The organism is Agrobacterium sp. 5Ca50 (assembly GCF_055381905.1).
On the sequence record NZ_AP026438.1, the window covers coordinates 2,016,408 to 2,031,372 of the forward strand.

At 55.6% G+C, this 14,965-nt stretch carries 16 protein-coding genes; 10 read left to right on the plus strand and 6 right to left on the minus strand.

Annotated features, from left to right (window positions below; translation table 11 throughout):
- The first annotated feature begins 137 nt into the window (after positions 1-137).
- The gene (locus ACZ5FM_RS09960) at positions 138-527 is read left to right on the plus strand and encodes an acyl-CoA thioesterase (RefSeq protein WP_250981789.1); all 390 of its coding nucleotides are present in this window, start codon (positions 138-140) and stop codon (positions 525-527) included.
- A 77-nt stretch (positions 528-604) separates the two neighbouring features.
- On the opposite strand, the gene ACZ5FM_RS09965 is transcribed toward ACZ5FM_RS09960, so the two are convergent.
- The 3 genes from ACZ5FM_RS09965 to ACZ5FM_RS09975 form a co-directional block, all read right to left on the minus strand.
- Complete coding sequence (locus ACZ5FM_RS09965; RefSeq protein WP_464038574.1) at positions 605-1,426, minus strand: hypothetical protein; 822 nt, start codon at positions 1,424-1,426, stop codon at positions 605-607.
- 141 nt (positions 1,427-1,567) lie between these two features.
- On the minus strand, positions 1,568-2,749 hold the full coding sequence (locus ACZ5FM_RS09970; RefSeq protein ID WP_464038575.1) for a DUF1501 domain-containing protein: 1,182 nt from the start codon (positions 2,747-2,749) through the stop codon (positions 1,568-1,570).
- Positions 2,750-2,752: 3 nt separating this feature from the next.
- Positions 2,753-4,315 (minus strand): DUF1800 domain-containing protein, encoded by a 1,563-nt coding sequence (locus ACZ5FM_RS09975; protein WP_464038576.1) that lies wholly within the window; start codon positions 4,313-4,315, stop codon positions 2,753-2,755.
- A 198-nt stretch (positions 4,316-4,513) separates the two neighbouring features.
- Here ACZ5FM_RS09975 and ACZ5FM_RS09980 point away from each other — a divergent pair, with 198 nt between their 5' ends.
- From ACZ5FM_RS09980 to ACZ5FM_RS09990, 3 genes are read left to right on the plus strand one after another with little or no spacing between them, the layout of a single operon-like run.
- A complete protein-coding gene (locus ACZ5FM_RS09980) occupies positions 4,514-5,041 on the plus strand; it encodes a GNAT family N-acetyltransferase (RefSeq protein WP_352230530.1) in 528 nt (175 codons plus the stop codon).
- Complete coding sequence (locus tag ACZ5FM_RS09985) at positions 5,038-5,568, plus strand: DUF2946 family protein (protein ID WP_464038577.1); 531 nt, start codon at positions 5,038-5,040, stop codon at positions 5,566-5,568. Before ACZ5FM_RS09980 ends, ACZ5FM_RS09985 begins: the two co-directional genes overlap by 4 nt.
- Before the next feature lie 52 nt (positions 5,569-5,620).
- A complete protein-coding gene (locus ACZ5FM_RS09990; protein WP_464038578.1) occupies positions 5,621-7,060 on the plus strand; it encodes a PepSY-associated TM helix domain-containing protein in 1,440 nt (479 codons plus the stop codon).
- A 51-nt stretch (positions 7,061-7,111) separates the two neighbouring features.
- On the opposite strand, the gene ACZ5FM_RS09995 is transcribed toward ACZ5FM_RS09990, so the two are convergent.
- Positions 7,112-7,570 (minus strand): N-acetyltransferase family protein, encoded by a 459-nt coding sequence (locus ACZ5FM_RS09995; RefSeq protein WP_464040450.1) that lies wholly within the window; start codon positions 7,568-7,570, stop codon positions 7,112-7,114.
- Between the two features lie 215 nt (positions 7,571-7,785).
- On the opposite strand from ACZ5FM_RS09995, the gene ACZ5FM_RS10000 reads away from it, so the two are divergent.
- On the plus strand, positions 7,786-8,235 hold the full coding sequence (locus ACZ5FM_RS10000) for a hypothetical protein (protein ID WP_464038580.1): 450 nt from the start codon (positions 7,786-7,788) through the stop codon (positions 8,233-8,235).
- A gap of 28 nt (positions 8,236-8,263) precedes the next feature.
- Here the strand turns inward: ACZ5FM_RS10000 and ACZ5FM_RS10005 are convergent, their stop codons facing one another.
- Complete coding sequence (locus tag ACZ5FM_RS10005; protein WP_250981796.1) at positions 8,264-8,617, minus strand: DMT family protein; 354 nt, start codon at positions 8,615-8,617, stop codon at positions 8,264-8,266.
- Between the two features lie 293 nt (positions 8,618-8,910).
- On the opposite strand from ACZ5FM_RS10005, the gene uvrB reads away from it, so the two are divergent.
- The 3 genes from uvrB (at position 8,911) to ACZ5FM_RS10020 (ending at position 13,243) form a co-directional block, all read left to right on the plus strand.
- Positions 8,911-11,823 (plus strand): excinuclease ABC subunit UvrB, encoded by a 2,913-nt coding sequence (uvrB, locus tag ACZ5FM_RS10010; RefSeq protein ID WP_250981797.1) that lies wholly within the window; start codon positions 8,911-8,913, stop codon positions 11,821-11,823.
- 88 nt (positions 11,824-11,911) lie between these two features.
- Positions 11,912-12,880, plus strand: a complete 969-nt coding sequence (locus tag ACZ5FM_RS10015; protein ID WP_464038581.1) for an alpha/beta hydrolase — start codon at positions 11,912-11,914, stop codon at positions 12,878-12,880.
- A 156-nt stretch (positions 12,881-13,036) separates the two neighbouring features.
- Positions 13,037-13,243 carry a hypothetical protein gene (locus ACZ5FM_RS10020; RefSeq protein WP_192488602.1) on the plus strand — a complete coding sequence of 69 codons (207 nt, stop codon included), beginning with the start codon at positions 13,037-13,039 and terminating at the stop codon, positions 13,241-13,243.
- A gap of 15 nt (positions 13,244-13,258) precedes the next feature.
- Here the strand turns inward: ACZ5FM_RS10020 and ACZ5FM_RS10025 are convergent, their stop codons facing one another.
- The gene (locus tag ACZ5FM_RS10025) at positions 13,259-13,699 is read right to left on the minus strand and encodes a DUF1801 domain-containing protein (RefSeq protein WP_464038582.1); all 441 of its coding nucleotides are present in this window, start codon (positions 13,697-13,699) and stop codon (positions 13,259-13,261) included.
- 165 nt (positions 13,700-13,864) lie between these two features.
- On the opposite strand from ACZ5FM_RS10025, the gene ACZ5FM_RS10030 reads away from it, so the two are divergent.
- Entirely contained in the window at positions 13,865-14,344 is a 480-nt protein-coding gene (locus ACZ5FM_RS10030) for a PRC-barrel domain-containing protein (protein WP_464038583.1), read from the plus strand.
- A gap of 158 nt (positions 14,345-14,502) precedes the next feature.
- Positions 14,503-14,937 carry an ACT domain-containing protein gene (locus ACZ5FM_RS10035; protein ID WP_464038584.1) on the plus strand — a complete coding sequence of 145 codons (435 nt, stop codon included), beginning with the start codon at positions 14,503-14,505 and terminating at the stop codon, positions 14,935-14,937.
- Positions 14,938-14,965: the final 28 nt, after the last annotated feature.

Below are 14,965 nucleotides of genomic sequence, written 5' to 3' on the forward strand. Positions count from 1 at the left end.
TGTCCAGACGCACGGCTTAACGGTTGCAAATACGGATTGTCCAGTGCGGCATTGATTGCAGGTCGCCAACATATCCCATAAACTTCACCGACTTGCGGAATCGCAAAAATAACCAGACGAATGGAGACAGCACAGCAATGACCGACACCCCCAAGCCAACCGGAGAGTTGACACTTCGCACTCTCGCCATGCCAGCCGATGCCAATCCGGCCGGAGATATTTTCGGTGGCTGGGTTATGTCACAAATGGACTTGGCAAGCGGCATTCGCGCTGCTGAACGTGCTCGCTGTCGCGTCGTCACCGCATCGGTGAAGGAAATGGCCTTTGAGCTACCGGTCAAGATCGGTGACACGCTGAGCATCTATACCGATATCGTTCGCGTCGGCCGCACATCCATTACGCTCAGCATCGAAGCCTGGGCACATCGTTCGCGCTATAACAAGCTGGAAAAGGTCACTGCGGCAACCTTCATCATGGTTGCGCTTGATGATGACGGCCAGCCGACACCGGTCCCTGCCGAAGCATAATCGCATTCCCCCCCAAGGGAATGTTGCAGACATGAAAAAACCCTTCCGTCTAAGCCAGACCGGAAGGGTTTTGTTTTTCAGAGCAATCGCATTGCTTCGCCTGACATCGCCTTGCCAAATGGCGCGACCTTGTCAAACGGTTCCCAGAGGAACTCGCGCCACAGGCGGGCGCAACCGGAGCCATGGTCAAGACCAAAGCTCTGCGGGAAGTTTAGAACGTAATTGGCGGTGAAGATATCGCCACTGAACACCATTTCGATCGGGTTGCGCGCATCATGCATAACAACGGCCGCAAGGTTGCGTGGCCTGTGCAATGCCAACAGCTGCGAAATATCGATTTTGCGATGGGCATAGGCGTCGTAATAGGCCTGCGGCAACAGGATCGGATCGGTGCCGTAGGAATTCGGGTTCCAGTTATGCGTCGCGATGGACTGCTTGACCTTGGCCAGAAGTTCTGGGCGGAAACCGGTCTGCGGGTTTACCGCAAATGATACCAGCATCGCATTGTTGCCAATCATCGCCAGTTGCTTGTCCAGCAGAATACCGAATCGAAGCGAAGCATAGGCACCAGCACTGCACCCGACGAACTTGACGTGGGTAATGCCGTTCTCGACAACATATTTGATCAGCCGATCAAGGATCTCGTCTTCATGCTCGAGATACCAGGAGGTCTTTTCTTCGACAAACCAGATGACATGTGCATGGTACTGCGGAATGACCGTGTACCCATCGAGATTGGTGTCGAACGGCACACCCGGATTGGAATAGGCCTTGTTGCCGTAACCGTTGAAACAGACGATCAGGTTTGTCGACCGCGAAGGGCGCACAACAGATAAAAGACGGCCCTTGGCCGGTGCTACCGGATTATTCGCAAGGCTATCATGCACCTGTATATTCATGCCTATCAACGCTCCATCTGGACACCAGCAAATACAAGTGCTTTACGCAGCCAAACTTGTGCCAGAGTGGATTAAGGCATGCTCCGAAAGTGGCCTTCGACTAGCGAAAGCCCTTTGCTTCATAGGCCGGCAGGAGACGGCTCACATTCGCAGATAGGGCGAGGCCCTGTCGAGGCTCAGGCCAGGAAAAATGCCAGCGGTAAGATCATTCACGTTGACACCGAATTGTCGCTGCAACATTGCCGCCGCCACCTCGCGCACATCACCGGTTGGCATCAGATCACGGTCATCAAGCAGATTGCTTTCATCAAGGCCCGGCCATTTGCCAAGCACCTGCCCACCGGCAATGTCGCCGCCAGCCACCAGCGCCACACTGCCAGTGCCATGGTCGGTGCCGCCAGTCCCGTTTTCACGCACCGTGCGGCCAAACTCGGTCACGGCAAGGACAACCGTCTTTTTCCAGACATCATCACCCAACTGGTCTTTCAGCGTGTTGATGGCAATCATCAGGTCTTTCACCGTGCGGGCAAATTGGGCCTTCTGTCCCGCATGGGTATCCCAGCCATCAATCGAGAAACTGGCAATGCGATAATCCTCACGCAGCAGACCTGCCGTCAGATTGGCAACATCCCGAATACCCTGTCCGCGTTTTTCATCTTCAAACAGCATGTCGGCCGACATGTCGGTTTTGAGTGCTTCGCCGAGAACACGCGAAAAATCGGGATCATTGGCATAAAGCCGTTTCAAGAAACCGATCTCGTCTTCCGGCATGGTAATGTCGGACACCGATGACCAGACATCGACCTCATTGGGTCCGGACAGGATCAGCTCCATTGAAGTGTTGATGTCGATGGCCTTGCGGTCGGCAGAGCGCGGAATGGTCGACAGCGCGCGGTTCAGCCAGCCGGATCGTTCGTCATGCACGACCTGGCCACCGCTTTCCAGCATGTCCTGTCCGTCAAAATGGCTGCGCGCATCACGATATGGTGTCGAAACCGCATGCACGAAGGCAAGTTCCTTGCCCTGCCACAGCGGCATCAGCGCTTCGGCCGCCGGGTTCAGGCCAAAGAATCCATCGAGATCGAGCAGTCCGTTGTCGGGCGTCATCGCCAAACTCGGCCGCATGGCGGCAAACAGCGGATCACCAAATGGCTGCACCATGTCCAGCCCGTCCATCGCACCACGCAATACAATGGTCACGAAACGGTTGTCGCCCGGCATGGCTGCAAAACTGACCGGCGAAAAAGCCGGCACGGCAGCGGCACAGCAGGCCGTTGCCAGAAAACTGCGGCGGCTCAAAAGCATGTCTTCAGAGAAAGTCATAATCTATCTCCTGTTGAATTCCGGGGATGAAAGAACAAGCGTTATGCCGCTGGCCCGGTTTGGGGCCTGCTGCACAACTTTAATCGTGTCGTCTCGCGCCATATCTGCCAGCGCATTTTGCAAAAGAGTTTTCGGCTCGATATCCCGGCCAAGACTGTTGGCGGCTTTTCGCGCCCATAAAATGCGTTCGCTGATCTGGCTGGGGGAAAGCCAGGTCGTTACCCCCTCTTCAAATCCAGCCGGACTTGGCGGCTGCCACACCGGCTGGCCCATACGCTTCAGGGCAGCAATCGTCATGCTACGGGCAAGTCCGGGTTTGCGGACATTGCCGGTGGCGCCCGGCACCGCTTGACCTTTTGCCAAAGGCGCAGGTTTTGCCATGTCGCCAGACATATCCGATCCGCTATCCGTCCCAGATGCAGATCCCGGATTTTGCGCAGCATTCGACATCGCCCGAGCAGTGGTATTGTCAGCCATATCGGCAGAGTCACCGTCGGGAGACATTATATCACGCCAACTTTTGCGGTCTATGCCAAGCGCGCGTAAACCGGACACCACATAATCGAACGGCAGCTTCATCTTGCGGCCGGGGTCGCTCCACGCCCGTGGCTGCGACACCATCACCTCATAAACCTTGGCCAGATTGCCATCGCTCGCCCGCCAGGCATCGATCATGGCCTTGATCATGTCAGTTGGAGGCTCATCGGCGATGAAATGCACTACCAGCTTGCGACAGATATGTTCAGCAGTTTCATGTCGCGCGGCGAGATCATCCAGCATCGACAGGCAATCATCAACCGACCGTTTGCGGCCACCATAGGAAACGCCGAGCACATCGATCTGCCCCGGCTCTGCCAGACGCGGGCGAAACAGCATCTCATACTGGTCATTGACAGTCATACCGGTCAGCACCAGTGCGGCGGATCTGACATCCGTCTGGGTGTAGCCGCTGCCCGCACCCATCGTGTGCAGTTCCAGCAATTCTCGACCGAGATTTTCATTGAGCCCGCGTCTGCGGTTCTGCGCCGCGGCTGAATCCGGGCCAGCTGACCGGTCTTGATCGAGGTAGATCAACATGGCTGGGTGAAGGATTGCCGCCTGCAACAGATCACGGAAGGAGCCGGCCAGATGCGGGCGAATGGCTTCGCTCTCATAAAGCGGCGTCAGCAACCGCATTGGCAAGGTTTTATAGGCATTGACGGAAAAATGGTCGAACCAGAAGCCGGACAGGCGCTCGTAAAAACCGTATGGCGAAAACACCGCCTGTGTCACCCGTGCCACGGCATCGCGCTGGAAGGCCTGATTGGCCTTTTGTTGCAAAAGCTTTCGCCCTTCGCGATCCCGCTCACCACCATTGTTAATGGCACGGATTTCCTTCAACCCTTCGGCAAGCTCATCGGCGCGTTGCCGCGCTTCGTCTATGCCACCTCTGGGAAACATTGGTTCTGATCGGCTGCCATCGGCCAGTTGGCCAAGCAGATCATCCAGCCGCTCACCCTGTTTTTCGTGAGGTGACAGGCCGTAACCAAAACGGATCGCAGCCATAGTCGGAGAGTAGGAAACCATATCTGCCACTCCTGCCAACATTCGGGAAGTGACAGGCTCTCAAGCAAACCGGGCGGCAATCGAGCGAAACTGCGGCCTTTTTCAGACATGGATAATTTGTAATCCAAAGCGTCCTTATCACCATGGGCTTGCCATCGAAATCACGACAAGGTAGTTTTTGGGGCAATCTGTAGAAGGAGTTTTATGCGCAGAAGCTAGATGAGCACCGCTTCAGGCGGTTTCACAGCTGGTTCAAATCTGAGCCGGCCTGTTTTTACGCATACTCACTACGGAAAAATCATGTCGAACATAGACATTACCATCCGAGCTTACGGGCCTTCGGATCAACAGTTGCTTTCGTCCATCTGGTTTGAAGCATCGATGACTGCCCATGCATTTCTGGGAGAACAACGGCTGCGACAGCAGCGTAAGTTGATCGAGGAAATTTATCTGCCACAAGCCGATACATGGGTGGCGTGTATGAAGGATGAACCTATCGGGTTCATCGGGCTTATTGATAACTTTATTGGCGGCCTGTTCGTGTCTACGTCCCACCAGGGCAATGGCATAGGCAAGGCATTGCTCTCACATGCGATCACATTGAAAGGCGGACTTTCTCTGGATGTTTACGCCGCCAATCAAAATGCACGGCAGTTCTATCTGAGGAACGGGTTTCGGGAAATTTCCTGCAGTCCAGTCGATGACGAGGGTCTGCCCTTTCCCACGATCCGTATGAACAGACAATGACCAAGCAACCGGCGGCGCATCAGTTGCGCCGCCGCCCCCCCCCAAAAAAACTGTTTAAAAAGGCAGATCACGGGACAGAGCGTCACAGTGACAAGTCAAAAAAACTGTGCCAGTCAGGTGCGATGAAGCTCATTCGCAAAATCATGCAGGATCGCAGTTCGGCTGGCGCTGTCGCCATGCTGGCGCTGCTGCTGTTTTTGCTGCAGGGGCTGGCCAATGGCGTTGCCCATGGCAACATGGCTACCATGGCGCTGGCCGCAGATGAGGTTATCTGCTCCAGCCATTCCCCCGCTGGCGCGACAGAAAAACAGGACCCGGCCGGCAAAACTGCCAATAATTGCTGTGGCACGCTCTGTCGCCTGGCATCGGTTTCTGCCGCCGCCCTTCTGGTCACACCAAACGAACTGGCAACAGCCCTTCTGCCAAAGGTGGATATTACCTATGCGCAGCCGCAGGCTGACCAGCCGGCCACGCCGCCCAATCGGGAATCGCAGCCTCGCGGACCACCCGTTTCCACGCAAGCCTGAAAGAACAACACACCGGCCCTGCCGGTCATCCTTTCATTTTGCGGAGACATCCATGTCCGTTACCACCTCTTTCGAGGGGCCGCGCCCGCCTGCGCAATCCTCTTCGATCAATCTCTATCGCGCCGTCTGGCGCTGGCATTTTTATGCCGGTCTGTTCGTCCTGCCTTTCATGATCACGCTTGCCGTCACTGGCGCGCTCTATCTGTTCAAGGACGAGATCGACAATGTCATTCATTCCGATCTCAAGCGCATCGACATCTCGCAGAATGCGCCAAAAGCCAATCCATCCGAGATTGTCGCGGCAGCCCTGGCTGCGGTTCCTGGCACGGCGGTCAAATACACGACACCTGACAACCCCGCTGCATCGACGGAAGTCACCGTCAGCACGTCACAGGGAAAACGGGCCGTTTACGTCAACACCTACACAGGCGAGGTGTTGGGTTCGCTGCCTGATCGCGGCACCGTCATGTGGACCGTGCGGTATCTGCACAGCCTGAAATACTTCGGCACCTACGCCCGTTATTTCATTGAAATCGCCGCAGGCTGGTCCATGCTGCTGGTGGCAACCGGCATATATCTGTGGTGGCCACGCAACCAGACCGGCGGCGTACTCACTGTCCGCGGCACACCGAAAAAACGGGTATTCTGGCGCGACACCCATGCCGTAACCGGAATTTTTGTCGGCTTCTTCATCGTCTTTCTGGCGGCCACGGGCATGCCATGGTCGGGTGTGTGGGGCGGCAAGGTCAATGAATGGGCCAATGGCAGCAATTTCGGTTATCCATCCGGTGTGCGCGTTGATGTGCCTATGTCGAGACAGAAGCTTGATGACATCTCGAAAACCTCATGGTCGCTGGAGCAAGCACAGATACCGCTGTCAAAGGGCCATGATCATGGACAGGGTGATAGCGGCCATGAAGGTCATGCTGGCCACGCCACCATGCCTGCCACGCAACAGACGCCAACAATGAGCGATACGATTGGCATAAACGGAGCCATTGCCCGTTTCGAGCAGCTTGGCCTGACACCGGGTTACGCCGTGGCCCTGCCGACGAATCCATCCGGTGTCTATAGTGGCTCGATCTATCCCGACGACCTGTCCAAACAGCGGGTCATCCACCTCGATCAATATAGCGGCGAAGCACTGATCGACATGAGCTATGCGGATTACGGTCCGATGGGCAAGGCTCTCGAATGGAGCATCAACACCCATATGGGCCAGCAATTTGGTCTGGCAAACCAGATCGTGCTGACCCTGGCCTGCCTCGCCACCGTGCTATTGGCAGTCTCCGGTGGTGTCATGTGGTGGAAACGTCGCCCCAAGGGCTCGCTTGGCATTCCGCCAATGCCGCAGGAAAAGCGAGTCATGCGTGGCCTGATTGCGATGCTGGCGATTGGCGGAATTTTCTACCCGCTGGTGGGGTTAAGCCTGCTGGTCATGCTGGTGCTGGATTTTGCAGTTCAGAAAATCGGCAAAACCAAAGCTGCCTGAACAGAAGAACACGAAAACAGCGGCCGGGAGCCATCCCGGCCTCTTCTGCCCCTAGAGATAAAATGCTTTACAGACAAGACCATCCGGCGTGCGGTACGTCTGAAAACCCATGGCCTCATAATAGGCCTGCCCCAACATATTGTCCGCCCCAATGCTGGCATCGATGCTGCGAAGGCCAAATTCTCTCGCAGCACGCAGCGTATCCTTGAACAAGGCCGAGCCGACACCTCTGCGCGCGGCAAGCGGGCTGACATGGGTGCCGATTATGCCCCAACCTTCAGCCACATCCCAAGGGTTCCCCACCTTCGCAAGACGCAGCGATTGAAACCCGAGAATACGCCCATCGTCGTCTTCCGCCACTATGCACTGGATGCGGTCTTCCGGATCGATATAGGCGGCCAGAATAGTCGTCTTGTCGGTGGGCATCTTGCGCAAACCGGCTGCGAAAATTTCGTTTTGCACGGCTGCCATGCCCTCGGCATCATCTGACATTGCAGGTCTGGTTTTCATCATACCGCCTTCATAACTGGATGCCAGAATATGAGCAGCAATCGAGAGGAAAGGCCAGTCACATTGATTTACCGCGGCAAATTACCTCTATCTATCAACGTGATATTTGGTTCAGCGGATTCAATATAGGAATACGAATGAGACTTTCCTGGATCGATTCCCACGAAGACTAGCCATTGCCGCGAAGGCCGACGCCGCCTGACCGGAGGAGGAAAATGTCCGAAACAATTTTACGCTACGTGCCGCTTGATCCCAACTGGCAGCCATCGGACGAACAGTCAGGGCAAGCGGTGTCATTGTTGAAAGCCATGGCGCCGCTGGCCGAAAATGTCTCGGGCCATTTTGAGGACGATGTGCGCTTTTATGATCCCGGCGAGAACTGGTCGGGTGTAAAATGCCCCAACTGCAAGGCGGATGTCGAAGGCTGGTGGGGCAAAGCCATGGACACGGCCTTTGCCAGCGAATTCAAAAATCTTTCCGCCGAAGCTCCCTGCTGTAGCACGACCGTGAATTTGAATGGGTTGGACTATGTCTGGCCCGCTGGCTTTGGGCGTTTTGCGCTCGAGGCGCTCAATCCCAATATGGATGACACAACGCACGAGCAGGATCAGCAGCTTGCCGAACGCCTCGGCGCGCCGCTTCGAAAAATCTGGGCCAGATATTAAGCCAGCCCAGATCCGTAAATGCACGATGTCAGGTTCTGAAGATAAATGACGCACCCAGCGCAATCAGTGCAAAACCGATAACGTGGTTGATGGTCAGGCTTTCCTTCAGCCAGAAGATCGAGAAGCCGGCAAATACGATCAGCGTGATGACTTCCTGCATCGTCTTGAGCTGCGCTGTCGAATAGACCTCAGAGCCAATACGATTGGCAGGGACCGCCAGACAATATTCAAAAAACGCGATGCCCCAGCTGGCCATAATCGCCAGAAACAGGGCGCTGCCCTTGTGCTTGAGATGCCCGTACCAGGCAAAGGTCATGAAGACGTTTGAGGCAATGAGCATCAGGACGGGCCAGATGTGGGCAGGGCTGATAGAGAAAGGCATGATCGACCTTTGGAGATTGTGAGGGAAACCGGAACCGAAAAACAGAACATCTTCGGAATTTGGCCACTTGCTTACAGCATCTGGCCAAAAAGTGTACTGGGCTTTTTTGCGAAGCAGATGCCCTGATGTAGAAGGTATCGGCTCCATTCTTTCACCTGCCGCCCGGCAATGAAAACGGAGAGTAAAACACGCCAGCATTCGTTCGGTTCCATGCGGGGCGACGTTTCCTTTTTGTACTCATTTTTTCATTGCCGCCCCTTCCTTTTTGGGCGGACTCTCTCCATATTCCGGGCATGGCCAAATCTCCGAAAAAACCCACCGACCAGACCTCGCGCTCCGATGGCTTTGCTGAAATGCCGCAGGCACCTTTTGAAGGTGCTCCGCTTTCCGGCAGCGTGGCCGATTGGGTAAAGCAGCTTGAAGCCGAAGCGGAAGCATCCTCGGTTGAAACCCAGCGGGAGATTGCCTCAAAGGCGGGCAAGCACCGCAAGAAGATAGAGATTGAAGCGCGCAAGGCTGCAATCGATGAAGCGGCCAAGACTGCAAAAGGCAACAAGGCCACATCTCAAAAGACATCGCGCGGTGTGTCGATTGGCGCATCCAACGACCCCAAGACCCGTGCAGCTGCCGGTCTGAACCCGGTTGCCGGTCTCGATGTCAGCCTTGAAGAAGCAGAAAACCTCGCCACCGGTGCGGTCACGGCCACGGTGGATGCGCTGTCGAAGCTGATTGAAAGCGGTAATCCGCTGTTCAAGGATGGCAAATTGTGGACGCCGCATCGTCCCGCTCGCCCGGCCAAATCCGAAGGCGGCATTACGATCCGCATGCAATCGGATTTCGAACCTGCCGGTGATCAGCCAACCGCCATTGCCGATCTGGTCGAAGGCATCAATTCGGGAGAACGCTCGCAGGTTCTTCTCGGCGTGACCGGTTCGGGCAAGACCTTCACCATGGCCAAGGTGATTGAGGCAACCCAGCGCCCTGCGGTTATTCTTGCCCCGAACAAGACGCTGGCCGCACAGCTTTATTCCGAGTTCAAGAACTTCTTCCCCGACAATGCGGTGGAATATTTCGTTTCCTACTACGATTATTATCAGCCAGAAGCCTATGTGCCGCGCTCGGATACCTTCATAGAAAAGGAATCGTCGATCAACGAACAGATCGACCGTATGCGCCACTCCGCCACCCGCGCCATTTTGGAGCGTGATGACTGTATCATCGTCGCTTCTGTTTCCTGCATTTACGGTATTGGCTCGGTGGAAACCTACACCGCCATGACCTTCCAGATGCAGGTGGGCGACAAGTTGGACCAGCGTCAGCTTCTGGCCGACCTCGTGGCACAGCAATATAAACGGCAGGACATCAACTTCGTGCGTGGTTCCTTCCGTGTGCGCGGTGACACGATTGAAATCTTCCCGGCCCACTTGGAAGATGCTGCCTGGCGCATTTCCATGTGGGGCGACGAAATCGAAACCATCACCGAATTCGATCCATTGACCGGTCAGAAAACCGGCGATCTGCAATCGGTGAAGATTTACGCCAATTCGCACTATGTCACGCCGCGCCCGACGCTGAATGGCGCCATCAAGTCGATCAAGGAAGAGCTGAAAGGCCGCCTTGCCGAACTGGAAAAGGCTGGCCGTCTGCTCGAAGCGCAGCGTCTGGAACAGCGCACCCGTTACGATATCGAAATGCTGGAGGCCACCGGCTCCTGCGCCGGTATCGAAAACTATTCCCGTTACCTCACCGGCCGTAATCCCGGTGAGCCACCACCGACGCTGTTTGAATATATCCCTGACAACGCGCTGCTATTCATCGACGAAAGCCACGTCTCCGTCAGCCAGATTGGCGGCATGTACCGAGGCGACTTCCGTCGCAAGGCAACGCTGGCGGAATATGGCTTCCGCCTGCCCTCCTGCATGGACAACCGTCCACTGCGGTTCGAGGAATGGGACGCAATGCGCCCACCAACCATCGCTGTGTCCGCCACACCTGGCTCTTGGGAAATGGAAGAATCCGGCGGCGTTTTTGCCGAACAGGTCATTCGCCCCACCGGCCTTATCGATCCGCCGGTCGAGGTTCGTTCTGCCCGCACTCAGGTTGACGATGTGTTGGGTGAAATCCGCGAGACTGCGCAGGCCGGTTACCGCACACTGGTGACCGTTCTGACCAAACGCATGGCGGAAGACCTGACCGAATATCTGCACGAGCAAGGCGTACGCGTGCGCTACATGCACTCGGACATCGACACGCTGGAGCGTATCGAAATCATCCGTGACCTGCGTCTTGGTGCCTTTGACGTGCTGGTTGGTATCAACCTGCTGCGCGAAGGTCTCGACATTCCAGAATGCGGTTTTGTCGCCATTCTCGACGCCGACAAGGAAGGTTTCCTGCGTTCGGAAACATCGCTCATTCAGACGATCGGCCGTGCTGCCCGTAACGTCGATGGCAAGGTTATCCTCTATGCGGATAACATCACCGGTTCGATGAAACGCGCCATGGAAGAAACCAGCCGCCGCCGTGAAAAGCAGATGGCCTACAATACCGAACACGGCATTACGCCGGAATCGGTCAAGGCGCGCATCTCGGATATTCTTGATTCAGTTTATGAGAAAGATCACGTGAGGGCTGATATTTCTGGCGTTTCTGGCAAAGGCTTTGCCGATGGCGGCCATCTGGTCGGTGCCAACTTGCAGGCACATCTCAACGCGCTGGAAAAACAGATGCGCGACGCAGCAGCCGATCTCGACTTCGAAAAGGCCGCCCGTCTGCGCGACGAAATCAAGCGCCTCAAGGCTGTCGAACTGGCGGCCATGGACGACCCTATCGCCAAGGAAGAATCCAAGGCGCAGGAAGGCATCAGACGCGCCGCGCAGGCCACCCGTGAATCCCTGTTCCAGAAACCATCGCTGGATGACATGGGACCGGGCACGGACACCGCCAAGCCGTTGTTCCGCAAGAACACGCTCGACGAAATGACGGTTGGCCGAACTGAAAAGCCAGTGCGTGGTGACGTTCCTGAAAAACCCGCAAGTGAGGGCGGCAAGCGGTTCTCACCGCTTCTCGAAGGCCAGCCGGAAAAACGCACTGACGACCCTCGCCCAATCACTCGTGCCAAACCCGGCGTCGGTTCCTATGAAGATGCCGTGGACGAAAAACAGCGCAAGGGCCGCACAAAAGGCAAGACCGGCAAACCGGGTCGTTAACCACAAACATGCAGCGTAGGAACCCAACCTGCTCGTAAACGTTCCTGAACTTTGTTGGGAACCCGCGAACCCGCAAGGGAGAGACGGCATGACGCAAAAAAATCTGGCAACCCTTTGCCTTTTGCTGTCCTGCGGATCTGCCTTTGCCGGGCAGATCGAAGACGCCACCTTCAGCAGCAAGGCGCTTGGCGCCGATCTCTCAGTCAACATCTATCGACCAGATGGCGAGCCGCCGGAAAATGGCTGGCCGGTGCTTTACCTGTTGCACGGCCATGATGGAGACCAGAACAGCTGGCGCGATCTCGGCAACATCCAGAAAACACTGGATGGCATGATCGCCTCAGGCACCATCCGTCCGCTGGTCGTGGTCATGCCGGGCGCAAAGAACAGCTGGTATGTCGATTCATCAGCCGTTGGCGGACCGGGCGATTACGAGACAGCCATAACGGGCGACCTTCGCTCGCATGTGGAAAAAACGCTTCCTGTTCGTCAGGACAAGCAGGGTCGCGCCATAGCTGGCCTGTCTATGGGTGGGTTTGGCGCACTGCGTCTTGCCTATGACCACGAAGATCTTTTCACAGCTGTTGCCAGCATGTCCGGCGCAATCTGGCAAAACGTGCCAGCCGAAGATCTCGATAAAACGCCCGCCGAACTCAAGCTCATTCAGGACAGCGCCTTTTTCCATCGGGTTGACCGCACGACGATCACCAGCGGTATCGTCCTGCCATCAACCGGCGATCATTTCTCCGGCGCTTTTGGCACGCCATTCGACGCGCGGTTGTTCAATGAAAAGAACCTATTCACTCTGGTCGCGCAACATGTCGTGGAAGGACAGGACTTGCCGGCCACCTATCTAACGGGTGGCGACGATGACGGCTTTTATCTCTGGCGCGGCGCCGTTGCCCTGCATGAAACATTACAGGCTGACAATCGCACATCGGAATTGCGTATCACTGACGGCGATCACGTCTGGAGCGTATGGAAGACCTCGATTATCGACGTGCTGAAATTCATCGACAGCAAATGGGACAGCGACAAGGCTGTTGCCGAGAATTAGCCGCAGATATTCACTTTCTATTTGCCAATTTTGCCGAGCATTTGGCGCGCACATGCCCAGCAGTCGCGTAAGTCGTATTTTGCTATTATGCGTTAAACCTGCATCAACCCCTTGCTGGCATATCTCCACCCAAAGCAAAAAGGAGACATGCCTCATATGATGATCGGTTTTAAAAACACCCACAATCAAACCGTCTACGTCAATCCGGCACAGGTGCTTTACGTCGGTGCATTCGAAGAGGACGTGTCTATCATCGCCATGGCGCTGGCAGTCTCCGGCGGCAAACCTCTAATGCTGCATGTCCGCGGCAGTGTTGATCTGGTGCAGCAGAAACTCTCCGGCACGTTCCCGTCGCGTACATAAGTTTTTCTGGACGCCTTATGATGATCCCGCTTTTTTCGTAGAGCGGGATGATTTTGATTTATGAGAGACATTTCTCTCTGCGGCCGCACGAATGAGCGCTTTCAAAGCCTCTTCATCAATTGCATCATCCTCATGAAAATCGATTGCGCGGCGTGTATTGCCCTCAAGGCTGGAATTAAACAGCCTGGCGGGGTCCGCGACTGACGCACCATGGGCAAAGGTCATCTTGACCACATTTTTGTAGGTCTCGCCGGTGCAGATAATGCCGGCATGTTCCCAAACAGGCACGCCGCGCCATTTCCATTCTTCGATTACCTCGGGCACCGCCTGTTTTATCAGTGCGCGAATTTTCGCAAGCTTTGCACCACGCCAGTCACCCAACTGTTCGATCCTCTCGTCGATCAAAGCAGATGGATCACCCTTGTCCTGCACATGGTCCTGTTTTTTATCCGACATGATTGTCACCTGTACCCTCGGGAACCGCGTCATGATCTCAATCCTCTTATAGCGTATTTCAGATCATGCTGACGTTCTAATCTACATTTTTTGCTGGAACCAAAACAAATGCCTGTCCGTTACTTCCCCGAACATAGCGTTCCATACTGAAAGGGAAGAAACATCATGAAAAACAAGGTTTTCGCACTGGCTGCTGCTGCAGTCCTCACCTCCTCTGTTGCCTTTGCACAGACAGCGACAACCCCGGCTGCACCGTCCGCTGCCGCCCCTCCAGCCGCTGGCGCTGACGCCACTCTGGCCGGCCCGGGCATTACAATGGGCATGACGCCAAATGGTCCGCTGAAATTCGTCAACGTGCAGAAGACCGATCTGACCGCCTCCCAGTTGGAAGGCTTGGATATCTACAACGCAGCCGGTGACGACATTGGCGAGATTGAAGATGTGGTGATTGGTGACGGCAAGTCGGTGATTGGCCTTGTTGCCAGCGTCGGTGGCTTCCTTGGCATCGACAAGAGCTATGTCGTGCTCGATCCGGCCTCGGTGGCTGTCCAGAATGACAATGGCACATGGAAGGCCTATGTCGACACGACAAAGGAAGCGCTCGAAGCCGCTCCTAAACTGGATTACGACAAGCTGGACGACTGATCCCCCTTGTCAGCTCCAGCGAAAAGCCTCTGCTGAAAAGCAGGGGCTTTTTTCGTTTAGAATGCCGCCCCGCTAATCGACGCGACTTTGATGTTGCTTGATAATCAACAACAGACAAGCCATCGTCGGTTCATCTTGATTTGCTGGAGATTACAAATTTGCCGCCGGATACATCGACAGGAGCAGTCGTTCAGGATCGTGCCGGGATGATTGCGGGCATGACGCCGACGCTTGATACAGAGACCTATATTTTCTGCGCACTGCCGCCGTCCGGTGCAGATCAACATACTATCCTCAATGACCTGGCCACGTTCCGCGAAGCCGAGGGCATCAGCCTCATCATGCCGCTCGACAAAGCTATATCGCTGGACCTGACAATGACCCAGCCGCCAATGTCTCGAATTACTCTTGAGGTATATTCGTCTCTCGAAGGTGTCGGTCTGACCGCCGCGGTATCCACTGCACTGGCTGACAAAGGCATTGCCTGCAATATGGTGGCCGCCTTACATCATGACCATGTGTTCGTGCCGCACGACAGGGCAAACGAGGCCATGGATATTCTGCGCGCCTTGCAAACATCGGCCTTACGATAGGCTGGCGATACATCTTTCGACAAAACCT

Bases quoted from the DNA above. Each gene is read 5' to 3' on its own strand.
- ACZ5FM_RS10015 (WP_464038581.1), top strand. From the start codon at position 11,912: ATGACGCAAAAAAATCTGGCAACCCTTTGCCTTTTGCTGTCCTGCGGA.
- ACZ5FM_RS09960 (WP_250981789.1), top strand. From the start codon at position 138: ATGACCGACACCCCCAAGCCAACCGGAGAGTTGACACTTCGCACTCTC.
- ACZ5FM_RS09990 (WP_464038578.1), top strand. From the start codon at position 5,621: ATGTCCGTTACCACCTCTTTCGAGGGGCCGCGCCCGCCTGCGCAATCC.
- ACZ5FM_RS10025 (WP_464038582.1), bottom strand. From the start codon at position 13,699: ATGTCGGATAAAAAACAGGACCATGTGCAGGACAAGGGTGATCCATCT.
- ACZ5FM_RS10005 (WP_250981796.1), bottom strand. From the start codon at position 8,617: ATGCCTTTCTCTATCAGCCCTGCCCACATCTGGCCCGTCCTGATGCTC.
- ACZ5FM_RS09975 (WP_464038576.1), bottom strand. From the start codon at position 4,315: ATGGTTTCCTACTCTCCGACTATGGCTGCGATCCGTTTTGGTTACGGC.
- uvrB (WP_250981797.1), top strand. From the start codon at position 8,911: ATGGCCAAATCTCCGAAAAAACCCACCGACCAGACCTCGCGCTCCGAT.
- ACZ5FM_RS10030 (WP_464038583.1), top strand. From the start codon at position 13,865: ATGAAAAACAAGGTTTTCGCACTGGCTGCTGCTGCAGTCCTCACCTCC.
- ACZ5FM_RS09970 (WP_464038575.1), bottom strand. From the start codon at position 2,749: ATGACTTTCTCTGAAGACATGCTTTTGAGCCGCCGCAGTTTTCTGGCA.
- ACZ5FM_RS10000 (WP_464038580.1), top strand. From the start codon at position 7,786: ATGTCCGAAACAATTTTACGCTACGTGCCGCTTGATCCCAACTGGCAG.
- ACZ5FM_RS09985 (WP_464038577.1), top strand. From the start codon at position 5,038: ATGACCAAGCAACCGGCGGCGCATCAGTTGCGCCGCCGCCCCCCCCCA.
- ACZ5FM_RS09965 (WP_464038574.1), bottom strand. From the start codon at position 1,426: ATGAATATACAGGTGCATGATAGCCTTGCGAATAATCCGGTAGCACCG.
- ACZ5FM_RS10020 (WP_192488602.1), top strand. From the start codon at position 13,037: ATGATGATCGGTTTTAAAAACACCCACAATCAAACCGTCTACGTCAAT.
- ACZ5FM_RS09995 (WP_464040450.1), bottom strand. From the start codon at position 7,570: ATGAAAACCAGACCTGCAATGTCAGATGATGCCGAGGGCATGGCAGCC.
- ACZ5FM_RS09980 (WP_352230530.1), top strand. From the start codon at position 4,514: ATGAGCACCGCTTCAGGCGGTTTCACAGCTGGTTCAAATCTGAGCCGG.